Source organism: Paenibacillus sp. 2RAB27, assembly GCF_052115445.1.
Taxonomy (GTDB): domain Bacteria; phylum Bacillota; class Bacilli; order Paenibacillales; family NBRC-103111; genus Paenibacillus_E.
Genome location: NZ_JBFRGR010000012.1, coordinates 83,361 through 102,207 on the forward strand (window position 1 = coordinate 83,361; position 18,847 = coordinate 102,207).

General features: G+C 47.0%; 13 protein-coding genes. 2 read left to right on the top strand and 11 right to left on the bottom strand.

What is annotated here, in order from left to right:
- Positions 1-97 precede the first annotated feature (97 nt).
- From AB4114_RS17885 to AB4114_RS17915, 7 genes are all read right to left on the bottom strand, one after another.
- The gene (locus tag AB4114_RS17885) at positions 98-2,098 is read right to left on the bottom strand and encodes a methyl-accepting chemotaxis protein (protein WP_441989683.1); all 2,001 of its coding nucleotides are present in this window, start codon (positions 2,096-2,098) and stop codon (positions 98-100) included.
- A gap of 586 nt (positions 2,099-2,684) precedes the next feature.
- The gene (locus AB4114_RS17890) at positions 2,685-3,668 is read right to left on the bottom strand and encodes an ABC transporter permease (protein ID WP_441989684.1); all 984 of its coding nucleotides are present in this window, start codon (positions 3,666-3,668) and stop codon (positions 2,685-2,687) included.
- Position 3,669: 1 nt separating this feature from the next.
- Complete coding sequence (locus AB4114_RS17895) at positions 3,670-4,749, bottom strand: ABC transporter permease (RefSeq protein WP_171638258.1); 1,080 nt, start codon at positions 4,747-4,749, stop codon at positions 3,670-3,672.
- Positions 4,742-6,283, bottom strand: coding sequence for an ABC transporter ATP-binding protein (locus AB4114_RS17900; protein WP_441989685.1), 1,542 nt, complete (start codon positions 6,281-6,283; stop codon positions 4,742-4,744). The genes AB4114_RS17895 and AB4114_RS17900 overlap by 8 nt, the downstream gene beginning before the upstream one ends.
- Positions 6,284-6,422: 139 nt before the next feature.
- On the bottom strand, positions 6,423-7,472 hold the full coding sequence (locus tag AB4114_RS17905; protein WP_441989686.1) for a BMP family lipoprotein: 1,050 nt from the start codon (positions 7,470-7,472) through the stop codon (positions 6,423-6,425).
- A 299-nt stretch (positions 7,473-7,771) separates the two neighbouring features.
- A complete protein-coding gene (ilvA, locus tag AB4114_RS17910; protein WP_441989687.1) occupies positions 7,772-9,028 on the bottom strand; it encodes a threonine ammonia-lyase IlvA in 1,257 nt (418 codons plus the stop codon).
- Between the two features lie 419 nt (positions 9,029-9,447).
- Positions 9,448-10,950 (bottom strand): MDR family MFS transporter, encoded by a 1,503-nt coding sequence (locus AB4114_RS17915; RefSeq protein WP_441989688.1) that lies wholly within the window; start codon positions 10,948-10,950, stop codon positions 9,448-9,450.
- Positions 10,951-11,162: 212 nt separating this feature from the next.
- On the opposite strand from AB4114_RS17915, the gene AB4114_RS17920 reads away from it, so the two are divergent.
- Entirely contained in the window at positions 11,163-11,774 is a 612-nt protein-coding gene (locus AB4114_RS17920) for a TetR/AcrR family transcriptional regulator (protein ID WP_441989689.1), read from the top strand.
- A 99-nt stretch (positions 11,775-11,873) separates the two neighbouring features.
- Here the strand turns inward: AB4114_RS17920 and AB4114_RS17925 are convergent, their stop codons facing one another.
- Positions 11,874-14,246 (bottom strand): YcdB/YcdC domain-containing protein, encoded by a 2,373-nt coding sequence (locus tag AB4114_RS17925; protein WP_441989690.1) that lies wholly within the window; start codon positions 14,244-14,246, stop codon positions 11,874-11,876.
- Positions 14,247-14,469: 223 nt separating this feature from the next.
- Positions 14,470-15,183, bottom strand: coding sequence for a 23S rRNA pseudouridine(2604) synthase RluF (gene rluF / locus AB4114_RS17930; protein WP_441989691.1), 714 nt, complete (start codon positions 15,181-15,183; stop codon positions 14,470-14,472).
- A 125-nt stretch (positions 15,184-15,308) separates the two neighbouring features.
- On the opposite strand from rluF, the gene AB4114_RS17935 reads away from it, so the two are divergent.
- On the top strand, positions 15,309-15,929 hold the full coding sequence (locus tag AB4114_RS17935; RefSeq protein WP_441989762.1) for an NAD(P)-dependent oxidoreductase: 621 nt from the start codon (positions 15,309-15,311) through the stop codon (positions 15,927-15,929).
- 367 nt (positions 15,930-16,296) lie between these two features.
- Here the strand turns inward: AB4114_RS17935 and AB4114_RS17940 are convergent, their stop codons facing one another.
- Positions 16,297-16,608 carry a hypothetical protein gene (locus AB4114_RS17940; protein WP_171638272.1) on the bottom strand — a complete coding sequence of 104 codons (312 nt, stop codon included), beginning with the start codon at positions 16,606-16,608 and terminating at the stop codon, positions 16,297-16,299.
- A gap of 102 nt (positions 16,609-16,710) precedes the next feature.
- Positions 16,711-18,816 carry an ABC transporter ATP-binding protein gene (locus tag AB4114_RS17945; RefSeq protein ID WP_441989692.1) on the bottom strand — a complete coding sequence of 702 codons (2,106 nt, stop codon included), beginning with the start codon at positions 18,814-18,816 and terminating at the stop codon, positions 16,711-16,713.
- Positions 18,817-18,847: the final 31 nt, after the last annotated feature.

Below are 18,847 nucleotides of genomic sequence, written 5' to 3' on the forward strand. Positions count from 1 at the left end.
ACATAACACCTATGGCTATAGTATAAAAGGACTAATGGCACGCACCTTCTTTACGTAAAAAACACCTCTTCCGACAAAAGGAAGAGATGTTCTACCGTTATTTCAACCGAAATTGGCTGATTTGCTCTTGTAGTTCCACTGCTAGCTCGCTAAGTGACTCTGACGATGAAGTAATTTCCTCCATAGACTGCAGTTGCCCAGATGCTAACGATGAAATGGATTGTAACTCATTTAATCCCTTCTTAACGATACGGACTGTTTCTTGTGAAGATGCTGCAACTTCCTCTGTTCCAGCGGAAATCTGCTGAGTTGCCGCCGAGACTTCCTGGATCTGGTCATTAACCATCTGTATGGAGCCATGAATGGAATGAAAGACATCTCCTGCTGTCTCCACTAGTGCGGACCCCTTCTCGACTTCGGCTAAACCACCTTGCATGGCAGTAGAGGCCTCTTTCGTTGCATGAATCGTTTCCCCGATCATTGTGGTAATGTCCACCGTCGCCTTACTGGTTTGTTCAGCAAGCTTCTTCACCTCGCTGGCCACAACTGCGAAGCCTCTACCATGTTCCCCTGCTCTTGCTGCTTCAATCGATGCATTTAAGGATAACAGGTTCGTTTGTGATGCAATCTCAGAAATAACACCGACAATTTGCCGTATTTGTTCCGACTTCTCCTCCAAATCCCGCATAACTCCAGCTGTCTGCATAACAGATCGGCTAACACTGTTCATTTGAGTAATGGCCTGCTGGATCTCAGCATTCCCACGAATAACTTCCTGAACAACATTTTGTGCTGTTTCCGAAACATTGGCAGAGGACTCGGCAATTTTCTGAACACCTGCTGCCATCTCACCCATCGCAGTTGCTACTTGCTCTGAGGCTTCGTAGTTCGCTTCAGATCCTTGCACAACTCCTTGAACAGCTTGTTTAATGTGGTCGGATGCTCTCGTTGACTCGCTTGCGATCGCAGTCAACTGCTCCGAAGAAGCAGCCGTATGTGAAACTGCATCCGATATTTTAGTAATCATCGCGGAGAAAGCATTCAGCATAGCATTAATGTTGCTGCGCATGACGGCGATTTCGTCAGTCCCCCGTTCGCTCAATCGACTGGATAAATCACCTTGTCCAACTTGCTGCATAAGTGAGGAAATCGTTAGGATGGGGCGAATGACCATGCGAGATATAACGATAGCTAACGCAGCAACAAGTAAGGCAGAAATAACGACGATCAAGTAACTTACATTCCTAATATGATCTACTTTCTGGAATACTTCTGATTCTTCAGCAGTTAGGAGCAGCTTCCAGCCTGTCACTTCAATCGTATTGTAAGCAGCGGATTTCGCAGTCCCGTCTGGCTCCTTGTACTTTATATAGCCTTCCTTTTCGGCGAACACCGTTTTTTTATAAAGATCTAGCTTCTCAGGCGTGGAGGATTCCTCCAATTTCTGCCCTGTTTTCTTGGGGTGTACCAAGTACGTCCCACTTGGCGAAAGCAGATACCCATAACCCGTCTCTCCAAAAACAATCATTTTCATAATAGACTGCATTTGCTCCGGACTCACGAAGGCCTGTACAATTCCACGGAAGACGCCGCCGTTATCAACCAGAGGGACATCAATGATGAGGATGCTCTTGCCCGTGCTTTCCTCCTTAATGATATCGGAAACAGCCACTTTCTTCTCTGCTGCGGCTTTTTTATAATTCTCAAACTTGGTGGTGTCGACCTTGCCACCTGCGGTATCCATGGACATTCCCTTCGCATCTACATAAGCAAAACGATATACTTCTGGATCGCTCTCCGCCATCACCTTCAGTACAGGCATAACCAGCCCCACATCGCCACCCATAAATTCAGGATGCGTCTTAACAACGGATTGTATAGAAGCAATTTTACTATTTAACCAGGAATTGATTTCAGTCGTATTAAATGCTGCCATTTGTTTCTGATGCTGCATCGTTTCTGATTCAATGGTGGAAGTGGACTCGGAACTTAAAATGAGCGTAGAAATAAGAAGTGGAATAATGGATACCACTAATAGCAGTAACGTCATTTTCATTTTCAGCGACTTCATACGAAATAGATTTCTCATAACAGGCATAATGGAGTCCTTCCTTACTAAATAAAATTTTTAAATTAAAGAATTAGGTATGAGGTCATTCGCCTTTTTTCGACAATTATCCTTCAAATTTCGACATCTTTACACAAATTAAACGCATCCGCCGTCCTTCAAGGACGGAGCGTTGTTTATGGAGAAATACAAGAAATGGGTTGTACGGCAGCCACGTTGGCGCTCCTCTCTCGTGCAGGGATGCGGGCAGCCGTGGACCAAACACTAGAGTAACTGTATTTTGTACAGCTAAGTTCACGTCTATTTCGTGTTTCCGTGATTTAACTAGAAATTATCCATGTAATTTCAAGATTTCAAGAGAATACGGATGAAATCGAATGATTTAACCACATAATAAATTCCATCTAATCGTGAAATTCGGAGGAATTTGCGATAATTAACTGTATGTTTTCCATTTAGCCGGGTGGGAAAGCCGAAATCAGATAAAGTGAAGTCTGATTATAGATGAAGGGGAAAGCTTCGCTTACCCAAACCCAAAACATATAAATTTCTTTTATGTCAAAAAAAACATGCATTGCCTTGAGATTGCTCTCTGGCTTTGCATGTTTCATTTACGCTATCTCTTACCCGGATCGTACGGCTCACCCAGTGCGGACGGTGCTTTCGCACGTCCCACGGCCCCAGCCAATACGAGGATTGTCAGTACGTAAGGCAGCATGTAGAGGAATTCCTGCGGGATGTCTTTGGAGAAATCGAACAACCGCATGAAATTGTTTAGCGCTTGCGCCATCCCGAAGAATACCGCGGCGCCCAGTGCGCCAAATGGATGCCATTTGCCGAAAATCATCGCGGCCATTGCAATAAAGCCTTGACCCGAGATCGTGTTATGCGAGAACGCACTCGTTGTCGTTAGCGTGATCGTCGCCCCGCCGAGACCGCCGAGCAGACCGCTGATCAGTACAGCGAGATAACGTACGCGCTTCACTTTGATCCCAACCGTATCCGCGGCACTCGGATGCTCACCAACGGCACGCAGACGCAGGCCGAATGGTGTTTTGAACAACACATACCACGTCACGAAGACTAGGATTAACGCAATATACGTCGTCGGATAGGCAGTAAAGAGTGCATAGCCGATATACGGAATCTTGGAGAGAAGCGGAATTTCCCATTTGGAGAATACATCATTCAGGGTTTCGGTTTGACCCGCACCATTGAACAATACTTTCACCAAATACAACGTTACGCCAGCTGCCAAGAAGTTAATAACCACACCACTGATAACTTGATTCGCTTTGAACGAAATCGTCGCAACCGCGTGAATCAAGGCGAAGATCAGTGCGAATAGCAGCGCGCACAAGAGTCCAATCCACGGGGACCAGATCCCCATGTTCGCTTCTTCCGCGTAGTAAGCGCCAACCGCGGAAGCGAATGCGCCGGAAACCATCAGACCCTCGATCCCGATATTGACGATACCGGAGCGCTCCGAGTAAATCCCACCTAAAGCCCCGAAGATTAGCGCTGTGGAATAAACCAGCGTTGTATTAATAAGTTCACTGAATTTCGTGAAGAACGCATTAAGCATACTGAGCAGGTCCATATTACGAAGCCCTCTCTTTCTTGCGTTTGCCGTAGAACGGGATCAGTACCCATTTGACAATACCTTGGGTAGCGACGAAGAAAATCACCGATCCGATGACAATACGGATAATTTCTGGTGGTACATCTGCACCAAAGCTCATCCCCGCAGAACCATAAGATAAGCCGCCGAAAAGGACAGCGCCCAGCACAACGCCTATCGGATTGTTGGCCCCGAGCAAGGATACCGCGATACCATCGAACCCATACCCAGGTGTGCCTGCCGCAACGACCTGATAATGGAAGACACCAAGAACCTCGAATACACCAGCAAGTCCAGCAAACACACCAGAGATGAACATTGCCTTGATGATGTTCTTATTCACGTTCATGCCCGCATATTTAGCGGCATCGATATTATGCCCTACGGCACGCAGTTCGTAGCCTTGCTTCGTTTTCCAAAGAATCAAGTAGAAGACGACTGCTGCCAGAATGGCAATCAAGGTCCCCCAGTGGAGCCTCGCATGGTTCATCGCTTCTGACAACCAGCCGATACTGAGTGAGGCCGAGTCTTGAATCATATACGAACGTTGCTGCTTCGGCTCAAGTAAGAACGTGTTCACGATATAGTTGGACAGGAATAAGGAGATCCAGTTCAACATGATCGTGGTAATCACTTCGTTAACTCCACGCTTCGCCTTCAAATAACCGGCAATAGCCCCCCAAAGACCACCAACCAACGCACCGACAATAACCGCAAGGGGAGCATGGATGATCCATGGCAGACCATGGATTTTGACACCAATAAAAGTAGCCCCCGTCATCCCCATCACGAACTGCCCTTCCGCACCAATGTTGAACAACCCAGTACGGAAAGCGAAGGCAACAGATAATCCGGTTAAAATAAGTGGCGTAATCGCCCGAATCGACTCCCCGATATCGTACGGACTGCCCAAAATCCGAGAGAACAATGATCCATACGCAGCAATAGGATTGTAACCGCCAGCCAGCATGACAAGCGCTCCGAATAGCAGCCCCAGCACAATCGCCACAAGGGGATTGACCGCTGATTCACTTGTAAAAACGCGAACAATTTTATTCATGAAGGGCTCCTTTCTCCGTGCGCTTACTGCCCGCCATCAGCAGACCAATCTCCTGATCGTTCGTATCCTGCGGCATCACTTCGCCCACAATCTGTCCTTCGTAGATAACAGCAATCCGATCGGAAACATTCATAATTTCATCCAATTCAAAAGAAATCAACAGAACGGCTTTCCCTTTGTTCCGCTGCTCAATCAGCATCCGATGAACGAATTCAATCGCACCAACATCCAAACCACGCGTCGGCTGCGCCGCAATCAACAGATTCGGATTCTTATATATTTCCCTTGCAATAATCGCCTTTTGCTGATTACCGCCAGACAAGGAGCGTGCCTTGTTGTAAATACTTGGTGTACGCACGTCGAACTGCTTAATCAACGCCTCCGCATGCTTATCAATCGCGTCATAGTTCAAGAAGCCGCCTTTGTTATACGCAGGGTGGAAATACGTTTCGAGCACCATATTTTCACTCATTGTAAAATCAAGCACAAGCCCGTGTTTATGCCGATCTTCAGGGATATGCGACAGCCCTGCCTCCGAAATCTCACGCGGTGTCTGATTCGTTATGTCACTGCCCATGAGCAGCACTTTACCCTCATCCACGGTACGCAAGCCCGTCAATGCTTCGATCAGTTCACTTTGACCGTTGCCATCTACACCCGCGATACCTAGAATTTCGCCAGCTTTCACTTCAAAATTAAGCCCTTTAAGCGAAGCTAATCCTTGTTGATTACGCACCATTAAATCTTGCACTTGGAGAACAGGTTCTCCAAGTTTTACTGCTTCTTTAGTAACTTTAAAGGAGACATCACGTCCGACCATCTTCTCGGCCAGAATTTGCGGATTCGCTTGGGCGCATGCCAAGGAATCAATCACTTTACCACGACGAATAATCGTCACTGTATCGGCAATCTCCATAATTTCTTTCAGCTTATGTGTAATGAGAATAATGGACTTGCCCTCTTTCACAAGGTTACGCATAATGACCATCAATTCACTAATTTCTTGCGGCGTTAGTACAGCTGTAGGCTCATCAAAAATTAAAATATCGGCGCCGCGATACAGCGTTTTCAATATTTCGACACGCTGCTGCATACCGACTGAAATGTCTTCGATTTTGGCTTTTGGATCCACACGTAAACCATATTGCTCAGATAGCTTGCGCACTTTATCTTGTGCTGTTCGGATATCCACATTCATACCACGTTTGGGTTCCATCCCCAAAATGATATTTTCAGTTACTGTAAATGGTTGTACCAACTTGAAATGTTGATGCACCATCCCGATGCCGAGCTCAATCGCTCGATTCGGACTGTCGATAAAAACCTCGTTGCCTTGTACATGGATACTACCTTCGTCCGGCTGATATAAACCGAACACAATGTTCATCAGTGTTGACTTTCCTGCACCATTCTCGCCAAGCAAGGCATGAATTTCGCCTTTTTGCAGCTTCAGGCTAATAGCATCATTAGCAACAATGCCTGGAAATCGTTTCGTAATGTTGCGAAGTTCAACAACTGGGACTGCTTCACTCATAAGATCACCCTAATGATCAATTTTTTATTATTTGTTTCCCATTTTCCATTAAAACTAAAGAACAAGGCTAGTTAGTATAACTAGCCTTGTTTGTACAGAAGCAAACCTATCGTTCTTACCAGTAACGTCGGATCGACGCTTATGGTTTTTCAGGAACTTTGATTTCGCCGCTAATAATTTTGGCTTTGTACTCGTCAACTTTTTTCAAGATGTCAGCAGAAACGTTTTTCTTGGATGTTTCAGGAAGGCCTACACCATCGTCTTTCAGACCCAACGTAACAACTTTGCCACCTTGGAATTTACCTGAAATAACATCTTTGGATACACGAAGCACCGCGGAGTCAACACGTTTCAACATGGAAGTTAGTGTAACTTCGTCGCCAAACTCAAGAGATTGGTCTTTATCTACACCGATAACCCATACTTTTTTACCGTTTTTCGCACGATCTTTCGCTTCATTGAATACACCGTTACCCGTGGATCCAGCTGCGTGGAAAATGATATCAGCGCCATCGTTATAGATCGTTGCTGCTGCTGCTTTACCAAGATCAGGCTTGTCGAAAGCACCTGTGTAGTTGATTTGAATCTTAGCATCTGGTTTTACCGCTTTAACGCCAGCTACGAAACCAGCTTCGAAACGTTTGATAACCGGAATGTCGATCCCACCAACGAAACCGATTTTATTCGTTTTTGTTGTAAGACCTGCTACCACACCAACAAGGTAGGAACCTTCTTGCTCGGAGAAAGTAACGGACTCTACGTTTGGAGCTTCTACTACATTATCAATGATCGCAAGTTTTGCGTTCGGGTTTTGAGTTGCTACCGTTTTAACTGCGTCACCCATCAAGAAACCAATACCCCAAGTCAGGTTGTAGCCATCTTTAACGAATTGATTCAAGTTAGGCGTGTAGTCTGCATCGCTTTTACTTTCAAGGTTTTTCACGTTAGCGCTTGTTTGTTTCTTCAGTAGTGTCAAGCCTTCCCAAGCGCTTTGGTTAAAGGATTTGTCGTTAACCCCACCGATATCTGTAACCATGCCGATTTTGAAGTCCTTGCCTGTGTTGTCGCTAGCTACTGCACTTGCTGCTGGTGATGCGGATGAACCTGTCTCTTCTTTTTTGGCACAACCGGAAATCACTAATGCAGAAACCGTTACAGTCATCAGAACTGTTGAAAAAATCTTCTTCATCGATTTTACCCCCATCGTATCATCATTTAATTGAAACTATGAAGCCCACACTGTAGGTTGACCAAATTCAGTTAAATTATGTAAGTTGACTTCAAATTAAGTGTATCATTTTGATTCCAAACAGAGAAGCAAATCTATCAACGATTCACGTAATTCGTCATGTCACACAAGTTAACATGTCCATTTTGTTTTTGCCGACAATATAGGTTCTAAGCCCCGATTATTGATTATACAACCAGCGGTTAATAAAATCTAGATTGCTCCATGTTAATTTTATGACACTCACGTGTTATCAAATCCTAGATTAGCAAATTAAATAGTTTTGGATCTTTATTGATCTCAATATAGCCGTAATCCTTACGAGAAAGGCGCTCGATAAGCCCTGCGTAATCGTCTTTATTCTTAAGCTCGATCCCTACCAGCGCGGGTGCATCGTCACGATTATTCTTCTTCGTATACTCAAAACGCGTGATGTCATCGGAAGGCCCCAGCACTTCCTCCAAAAATTCACGCAGAGCTCCTGCTCGTTGGGGGAAATTCAAGACGAAGTAGTGCTTTAAGCCTTCATAGACAAGGGATCTCTCCTTGATCTGCTGCATCCGGTCGATGTCATTGTTTCCACCGCTAATGATACAGACAACGTTCTTGCCGCGAATTTGTTCGCGGTATGCATCCAGCGCTGCCACTGGAAGCGCCCCTGCAGGCTCAATAACAATCGCGTTGCTGTTGTAGAGCTCCAGAATGGTTGTACACTCTTTGCCAGAAGGAATGATGACGATATCCTCTAGCTTGTCTTTACAGATGTCAAAAGTCATCTCACCCACTTGTGCGACAGCTGCGCCGTCAACAAACTTCTCAATGGAAGGCAATTTGATGACCGCGCCTTGTTTCAATGCTTCCGTCATGCTGGCCGCACCCTCTGGCTCTGCACCAATAATGCGCGTCCGCGGTGAAACACTTGCCACATAGGTCGCAACTCCGGCAGCTAGTCCACCTCCACCAATCGTTGCAAAGATGAAATCCGGTGTTTCCGGCATCTGATTCATGATTTCCAAGCCAACAGTCCCTTGCCCCGCAATCGTACGCACATCATCGAACGGGTGAATGAAGACTTTATTCTCTTTCAGGCAGTACGCCTTGGCTTGGGTCGAAGAATCGTCAAAGGAATCGCCAACGAGGATGACTTCCACGAATGAGCCTCCGAACAGCTTCACTTGCGAAATCTTCTGACGCGGTGTCGTAGTCGGCATGAAAATCTTGCCCTCAATGCCTAGCTGCTTACAGGAATAAGCTACACCTTGTGCATGGTTGCCTGCACTTGCACACACAACCCCCGCTGCGCGTTCCTCTTCCGTTAAGCTTTGAATCACATTGTAAGCTCCGCGAATTTTGAACGAACGCACGATTTGCATATCTTCACGTTTAAGATAAACGTTACATTCATACTGGTTAGAGAGCAGCTCATTGCGTTGCAGCGGCGATGGTTCAATCACCTTGCTGAGCACATGATTGGCTCTAATAATATCTTCCAAACCCACTTTACCAGATACAACCATCTTCTCGAACACCCTTTCTTTGTTGAAGCTTCTTTTAAGTTTTAACATCAATTGTAACATATGTGGTGCGTTCTGTACGCAAATATAGAGGAGAGTATTTTTCTCTATCTGTAAGCATGTTTTTCATCACTATGGAAGACACGTTTTCGCGTTTCTGTGGCTTTAGTGATGTATTTCATCACTAACTTGGGAGATTCACCCAGATTCAACGCAGTTCCTCAGCTTTAGTGATGTTTTTCATCACTATCTCGGGAGATTCACTCTAAATCAACGCGGTTCCTCAGCTTTAGTGATGTTTTTCATCACTAAAGCGCTTATATTTGATTCACCGTACAGCCGCCTCGTTGTAACAGACAAAAGCCGCCCCCCTAGTCAATTGACCTTGAGGAGCGGCTCCTATATACGTCCAAACTTACGGATTAATGACCAATCATCATCGGAATTTCAGCCGTATTCTCTGAATCGCCTTCAATTTTCTTAGGTTTCTGCAGCATCAAACCAAGCAGCCCACCAACAACAGCGATACCCAGCAAAATGAGGAACGTATGTCCGAATGCAGAAGCATATAAGCCTACATCTGGCTTTTGTGCGCCTGACTCAACCATCAAATCCTTAAATTTCGTACTGAAAATCGTCATCAAGATCGCAATCGCGAAAGACATCATAACTTGCTGCGCCGCGTTCGTCAAAGACGTTACACGACCAACCAAATTCTGTGGTGCCGATTGAATCAAGTGATTGTTCAGCGGCATCATGAATAGTCCCATACCCGCTCCCAGAAGCGTAAGCGGCAGCATAACCGTACCCACTCCGGAATCACCGGAAATATTGGAAAGCAAGAATGCCGAAATCGTTGTTAGTACCATTCCCGCTACAACGAGCGGACGAGAACCGAAACGGTCGGACAGCTTACCCCCGATTGGCATGAACAATCCGGAAGCCAAAGCTTGAGGAAGCATGATCAATCCTGTTTTCAATGGGCTGTAACCATGTGCTTGTTGTAAGAATAGAGGGACAAGGAACATCGTACCGAACATGGCAATTTGTGAAATCCATTGAACGATAATCCCTTTCGTGAAGTTCCCTGAACGGAATACGCGAAGCTCCAAAAGTGGATTCTTCTGTTTCAATTCAACAATTATGAATAGGATAAGTGAAATGACACCAACGCCAGAACCGATCAGCGTATCTGCATCTGTCCATGTGGATTTCCCCGTAATTGGATCAATACCACCGTTGGAAACACCATAAACAAGTGCCGCGAAAGCTAAAGGCCCTAACAACATACCCAACAAATCTAGAGAAGCAACGCTTTGACGCTGCATATTTGGCAATGTACGAATACCTAAAATAATACCAATGACACCAATAGGCAAATTGATAAGGAAAATCCACTGCCAGCTGTGATACTCAACTAACCAACCTGCAATAACAGGACCAAGAGCAGGACCCAGTAGAATCGGAATCCCCATCATCCCCATAACAGCCCCTACTTTACCTGGAGGAGATAGACGATAAATGAATGCCATTGCAATCGGCACCACAACACCGCCGCCTAGTCCTTGAATGATACGGTAAGCAATCAACATTTCAACCGAGTTCGCTAGCGCACATAGACCAGAGCCTATTGTGAAGAGACCTACGGAAATCAGGAAAATTTTCTTGGCACCGAAACGATCCGATAACCAACCTGCCAATGGAATAACCGCGGCTTGTGCTAAGGCATAACCAATGACCGTCCACTGAACGAGCGATAAGTTCAACAGATTGAATTCTTCTTGCAGCTTAGGAAGTGCAACGTTAACCGCTGTTCCGTCCAAAATAACCATGAAAATACCTACGACAATCGCGATCAGCGGCCCCAGAATGCTGCGCATTGAGAACGGGGCTTCTGTTTCTTTCGATGTTGCTTGTGAAGACATGTAATCCCTCCATCCGATTAATTTCTCTCTTTTTGTCTATCGTTGACCGTATATAGTATACCCTGTACAATACATAGTGGCAGACATACACGAACATCAATAACTTTCGTTGTAAACGGACAAATGTCCGCTTACATTCCTGATGCTAACAGAAATTTCGTTTCTTTGTCAATACGAACATAATAAATTCACATCTAAAGAGGTGGTTACAGATGTCCATTCGTCATGAACGCAAGGACGCCATGGAAAATCGCCAATTAATACTCCAAACCGCCAAACAACTCTTTCATGATTATGGCGTTCAATCGGTCAGCATGCATCAAATTGCCAAAACAGCGGGCATTGGACAAGCAACCCTCTATCGCAGATATGCGGATAAAGGAGACCTTTGTTTCGATGTTCTTCAACATTATGGGAAGCAATTTATTAATGACATTATGATGTATCTCGATAAACATAACCAAGCCGCACCCATTGATCGACTGACTGGCATTTTGGAGTTATGGATTGATGAAATTGAGGAAAAAGCCGAGCTAATCGTTGCCATGTCAACTAAGATTAATATCAACTGCGAGGATGGCCGCAGCAACTTCTTCCTCTCCCCTATTTACCATTTCATACGCGATAAATTGTCGGAGCTTATTCTCGAATCCCTTGGCCCTGGGCAAGAGCCACAAGCAGAGCCCGATTTTGCAGCCCACACGATCATTTGCTCGATGTCACCGATTGGCTATTTTCACATTAAAAACGAGAAAGCCTATACGAAAGAGCATATGAAGGCACATTACCGTCAGTTGTTCTACTTTCTTTTCAAAAGAGATTAGCTCTCTTGATACAAATGCCTAGACGGCTGAATAAAGACCTCTCAATACTGCATTGAGAGGTCTTTTGTCGTTTCACTTATGCGATTCACGTTAGAAAGATTAATAGTAGTATCGCGGCTTATCTTGCAATTTGGCTCTCGTTTGCAAGAAGCGATAGAACGCGCTTGCAGCCTGTGCTTTCGTCACTTCATTCTGTGGGGCAAAGTAGCCATCGCTGAGCGTCATAATTTTCAGCCCTAACACAATTGCAGCATCGCCAACGTTAGACACTTTCCCAGCATCCAAGAAATCCTTGTTAAATACGCCGTCAAATTTCGTTAGGCTGTGATAACCCAGCGCTTTCACGATCAATTGCGCCATTTCTTCACGATTCATCGCAGCTTCCGGATTGAACTCTTTCCCTACATCAAGCAGCCCGCGATCAACGGCATTTTCCACATAGGCAAAATATTTAGAGCCATTGCCCACATCCGCGAAAGAAGCAGCACGCTCAGCTCCGTAATAGATGCCGCCGTTGCCGCCATTCATGGCGATGACCAGCATTTTGACCAACTCACCGCGCTTAATTGTTTGGTCAGGGTTCACTTTGCCGTCCTTCACATCCAAAGCTTGATAATCAAGCATCAGTTGAAGTTCATTTTGTGCCCAGTGCTTATCAATATCACTTACAATCACTTTATCCAACGAGATAACCTCGCCAGTTTGCGCACTGCGCCATTGACCCGATTCGGCATCCAGAATAAAGTTATCGCGATTCACATTTTTAGGAACAAGGGAATACACAAGCTTCGCCTTTGGCTGCGCTTTGGCATCCGTCACCGCAGATGGAGGTATCTCCCCTGCCGCTACCATTACACGGTATTTCTCGATTGGCATAGCGCCTGTGTATCCGTTACTCTCCAATACGTAGCCAAGCTTCACGTCGAACTGTGCCAGCCACAGAGCCTTGGCCTTATCGATGGAAATAACCTCAGGCTTTTGAGCAGGATACGCGATATTATCACTTAGAGATACATAATAGTTCGAGATGGCTCCAGTTACACGGTCAATGCTTACCCGCACCTCTTCATTCCCCACAGCAACGCCGTCAATGACGCGTTTGTAGCTAATTTCCCATGTGCGCATTTGCTTCAGCATATCCTGAGAGTACTCTTTCTGAACATTCAGCACGAGTTGATCCGTAGAAGCAGGAAGCTGCGCTTTGACAAACTCCGTGCTTTTCGCAATCGCATCATCTAATGAAACTTTGCCTTCGATAGGCTTATCATTCTCACTGCTATATGGAACATAATAGTTAAAATTAGTAATAACGCCAGTTTTACTGTTCACGGAAGCCCAAACGTTATTTCCTGCACCAATTTTTCCAGTAGCCGCTGTATCCGACGTTGCCTTGGCCCAGCTCATGTTCCAGCTCGATAAGGTCTCACCCGTCTCAGCATTCTTCGATTCATTGTAGGAAGCTTCTTGCAGCTTGTACTCAGCGGATAGGTTAAACGTCGTTGCCACTTTCTTAACGGCTTCTTCCTTCGTCAAATTCAAGGTAGCTGGCGGTTTCGTTCCCAGTGGCTTATCTGTTAATGGCTTATTGTTACCATTCAAGCTAGGAAATGGTTGCCAAACCTCGCCTGTTGCCGCATCCAAAGCAACACTGTTCATGAAGTAGGAAATAATCGGTACTCTTTTCCCTTGCGTGTTATACGGGATTTGATATTGTAAGGCAAGCTCCATCTTCTCACGGAAAAGCTGATCTGCCTTCTCTTTCGAAATCGGTGTGCTCACCTTATCAAAAATCACCTTATCGTCCCAATTGTACCAATAGCTCGTAACCTGACCCTCACCATTGACGTTGACATTAAGTCCATTCCCGGAGAAAGGAACTCCCCCAACGGATCGATCATAGCGAATGTTATATTGATAATTGCCGTCAAGCGGGGTACGGAAAGATTTTTCTACCGAGTCATCGTACAGCAGTTCCTTTTGCTTCGATGGATTTACTTTGGCTACAAATGCTGCAGCCAGCTCCTTCGCAGCCTGGAAATCCACCTTAGGCGGATACGACGGTTTATGTTCAGGATCATTGTCATTCATATTGTAAGACGTGAGTGTTCCATCCAAACCATTGATGGCGATATTAGCTGAGCCATAGTAACGATCTTTCACTTTCTTCGAATAGCTAATGTTCCACGTTGGGATATTCTGTCCATTCTGGCCATAGAAAGCGTTTAAACTTATCGATTGGAGAATATAATCCGTAGGTAGTGTTATGTAAGCTTTGGCATACTCAAGCGCTTGTTCTTTTGTAATTTTGGCATCTTGCGCCGAGACGTCGGCTTGCCCTGGGTAGGCAGGGGATGACATCGCGGACGTAGCTGAACCAGATTCACTTTCCGCCGCCCATGCCCCCATCGGGGCAACTGTCAGCAACAATGTCGAAGCGAGTACCATTGTGCCTGCTTGTTTCAATAATTTCAAAGTCATCTTCCTCCTCAAGTAGATCTCCATACGACATGTGGACCCACATGCTTGGACGCGTCCAACTGCCATATAGTACTTGACGGTGTGCTCTGGAAAAAGGTTGCAACTACGCAAGAAAAAAATACCAATATTTTTCTCTGATTCATTCTCGCACTTCATAGAAAAAGACCTGAGCATCCTACACGGAATGCTCAAGTCTATTCATGCGATTCATGTTCAGTTATGGATTCGTCTGCGACTTCTCCTGGCTAAGCATTTGCATCAAATCCTTTAATTCTCCTTGCGTCAAATCCCGCCACTTCCCAACTTTCAAAGAGCCCAAATGAATATGCATGATGCGCACACGCTGCAAACGCACTACACGATATCCGAACGCTTCGCACATCCTACGAATTTGCCGGTTCAGCCCCTGTGTGAGAATGATACGAAATACACGTTCGTTGACTTGAATGATTTCACAAGGCTTCGTCATCGTGCCCAGAATCCGCACCCCACTAGCCATTCCCCGCAAAAACATCTGCGTAATCGGCCGATTCACCGTTACGATGTATTCTTTATCGTGATTGTTCTCTGCACGAAGAATCTGGTTAACAATATCCCCGTTATTCGTCAGTAGGATAAGACCTTCTGAGTCTTTGTCCAATCTGCCAATTGGGAAAATCCGCTCCGAGTGCCCCACGAAATCCACGATATTCCCACGAATATGCGCCTCCGTTGTCGAGGTAATACCCACAGGCTTGTTAAGCGCGATGTAGACGTGCTCTTTTTTCTCTCCAATTGCCCGCCCATCGACCTTCACTTCATCACCAGGACCTACAACGCTGCCGAGCCCCGCAATCTCACCATTGATCGTCACACGCCTAGCTTCGACCCATTTGTCCGCCTCACGTCTGGAGCACACGCCGGTTTCACTTATAAACTTATTAATTCTCATGCCCCTGAAATTCCCTTCTAATTCCGTATTCACTTGGATTCAATACCTTCTATTATGATGGATTCGAAGCGACGGTTCAAGTTTGTTATACTAGGAGAACAGATGACATACGAAGGAGTACGATGATGCACTTTCTACTATTAGGAGCAACTGGCCGTGTGGGTCAGCGCGTTCTAGCTCAAGCCCTGCAGGATGGTCATGAGGTAACGGCAATCGTGCGGAGTATGGATAAAATATCACTGCATTCCGATCGGCTCACTTTGCTGCAAGGTAATGCTTGTTCCGCAGAGGATCTCGCAGGCGCCATGACAGGCGTAGACGTCGTCGTGAGCTGCCTTGGCACCGATGGCGGCACCGTGCTGACCGAGGCGACGCCGCTGCTCATCGCGGCGATGAAGGCTGCCGGCGTGAGCCGCGTGGTTACCGTCGGCACGGCCGGCATCTTGCAGAGCCGGGAGCATCCGGGTCTGCTGCGTTTTGAAGCGCCGGACACGCGGCGCTCGTCGACACGCGCGGCCGAGGAGCACCGCCAGGCGTTGGCGCTGCTCGCTGCGTCGGGCCTAGGTTGGACAGTCGTGTGTCCAACCTATTTGCCTGACGGCGAAGCGCAGGGTCTGTTCCGCGCGGAGCGCGATTTCTTGCCGGACGGCGGCACGTCCATCTCCGTCGGCGACACCGCGGCGTTCACCTACCGTGTCGCGGTGGAGGACGCGTATGTCGGCTGCCGCGTCGGGTTGGCGTATTAGCGGGGGAGCGAATAACGCCGAACCACACCTGTACGCCACCTCGTCTAACGGACACAGATGACGTTATTCAGTCATTTAACTGGATTCGCCTATTCTATCGGACAACACGGCCGTTATCCTCGTGTTTCGGGCGTTATATTGCCTCTCAAATAGTAAATAACGGCACTGGTGTCCGTTACACTAGAAAACTGTTTGCTTTTTTCGAAATAGCGGCGCTGGTGTCCGTTAGAATTACACAGGCCGTGGGAGCGAGCTAAAGCGGAGACTGCCAAAGTCGCCTTCTCAACCATACAAATTAGCTATATTTCCTGTTAAAGAAAAAAAACGGATGCGCGCCAGTTCGGCGCCATCCGTTTTTTCACTACATCTAATAGTTGTTTCTTCTCTTGGACAAGTCTCTCATATTCAAGCCCGACACGACGATGCCGCCAAAGCGGAATACATAACCGAGCAAAGGAATGAGACTTAAGAAGGCCAATGCGATGTTGATGATCGTTTTCAGCGTAGTCCCATTGCCCGTGAGGATGGCAAACACCAAATTCACGAACACCAATGGAATGACCCAAGCACATGACCATGCATACACGAATGGGATTAACCCAAGTAAATACCCTACTGCAATTGCTACTTCTGATAATAGCTGCAGCAGATTAAGCAGACGAACCGTATCTGAACGCATAAATTCTCCTCCACTTCCCATAAGCATCAATTTGTTTTATTGTAGCATATTGGAAAGTCAGCGTCGTTAGCCTTTTGTCGAGATTCGTCTACGACTCGCGACCTAGATCTTATGCCCAATCGACTCGCCGCTCTCCGCAGCAGCGGCAATTTCCGGATGTCCAGCTTGCAGCTGGTACATCTGGTAGTACCGCCCGAGGAGCCCCATGAGCTCCTCATGCGTGCCACGCTCGACGATCTCGCCGTGGTCGAGCACAAGAATCAAGTCGGCGCTGCGAATCGTCGACAGCCTATGAGCAATGATGAAGGTGGTCCGCCCCTTCGCAAGCACTTCGAGCGCGGCCTGAATGATGGCCTCGGTCTCCGTGTCGATGGAGGCCGTCGCCTCATCGAGGATCAAGATCGCCGGGTCGAACGCCAGCGCCCGGGCGAATGAAATCAGCTGCCGCTGCCCAGCAGACAGCGTGCTGCCCTTCTCGATGACAGGCTCATCGAGGCCGCGCGGCAGCGCCCCAAGCATCTCCGCTGCGCCAACTTCGCGCAGCGCCGCCTCCACCCGTTCCCGGGTGATGGACGGATCGTCCAAGGAGACATTGGACGCAATCGTCCCCGTGAACAGGAACGGATCCTGCAGCACGATGCCCATGTGCTGGCGAAGCTGCTGCTTCGACAGCTCGCGAATATCACGGCCATCGACCGTGATACGGCCTTCGCTGACCTCATAGAAGCGAAATAACAGATTCAAGATCGAGCTTTTACCCGATCCGGTATGCCCCACCAGTGCAACCGTCTGCCCTTGTTTGGCCTCGAAGGAGATGTCTTTCAACACATCCTCCCCTTCTTTGTAGGCGAAGCCAACATGCTCAAAGCTCACGTGGCCTTTGTAGCGGTCTGCTTTTTCAGCAACAACGTCGATTCCCTGTTCATCTAGCAGCTCGAACACGCGGTCAGCCGACACAAGCGCTCGCTCCAAATTCGGCAGCTGATTCACGATACCTACCATCGGATGGAACATCCGGTTGAGGTAATCGACGAAGGCATAAAGCACACCAACTGTAATCACCGCATTGAGCGAACTGCCGCCCACATACCAGATCAACCCGAAGAAGAACAGGTTCCGCACCACGTTCATCAAGTTATGAGAGGTTAAGGAATTCAAGCTGAGCAGTTTATTTTGATAGTGCGTGTACTCTTCATTCAAAACCTCAAATTCCTCAGTCGTTTCCTTTTGCCGACGAAAAGCTCGAATGATTGTCATCCCTTGAATCGCTTCATTGATCATCCCGTTGATGCTACTAATCCGTTCGCGAATTTCATGATTAATCGTCGACGCATACTTGCGGTACACGATAATCCACGCAATGAGCAGCGGAATGATCGGCAGCGTGAAGAGAGCCAGCCGAACGTCGAGAATGAAGATGGCCGCGATAATTCCTAGAATGTAGATGGTGCCTGTAAAAAAGTTCGCCAACACCTGCACATACAGATCTCGGACCGACTCCGTGTCGTTGGTGATGCGTGAAACGACTTTGCCTGCAGGTTGATTGTCAAAATAATTAATCGGCAATCGCTGAATTTGCGCGAACACATCTCTGCGCATGCGCTGAATGATGCGATTCGCTGCCGCTTGCAGCAAATATCTCTGCCCGTAGGTAAAGACGGCTCCCACGAAAATCAAGATCACATAGAACCCCGCCAGCTTCATTAACTCTGCAAATTGTGGTTGATAAAAGCTATACAGCTCCTGCACACTCAGCTTCCGAACGGCATACTCCGCCTGCTCCGTGCCTTGCGTAACCAGCAGCTTGCCATCATCCGTCAGCTTGCGGACGCCATCCCAGGGGAGCGCTTGATCCAGCCACACGAACTTGCTGCCTACTTGCAGGATACGGACCTCTTTGCCCTTCGGCTCACCCTCTGCGTAGTTGTCACCCCGCTTATAGAAGGTCTGCTCAAAAGCAACAGCCTTCTCACCCTTCTTTGCCGACTGTGTTTCGTACCACGGCTTCTCGATGCCGAGAATGTGGGTGTCGATCATATGCTTGGCAATGAAAGGTCCCGCCAGCTCAGTAGCGACAGCCAAAGATAAGAATAGCAGCGCGATGAGCAAGGTTTGCTTGAATTTGGCCGCATATTGGAACAACCGTTTTCCGGTTTGTTTCGTTGATGTTGTTTGTTTTGTTTGTTTCGTTTGTTGCGTTTGTGTCATCAGGAGTCTCACCTACTTTTCTTTTGTCTCA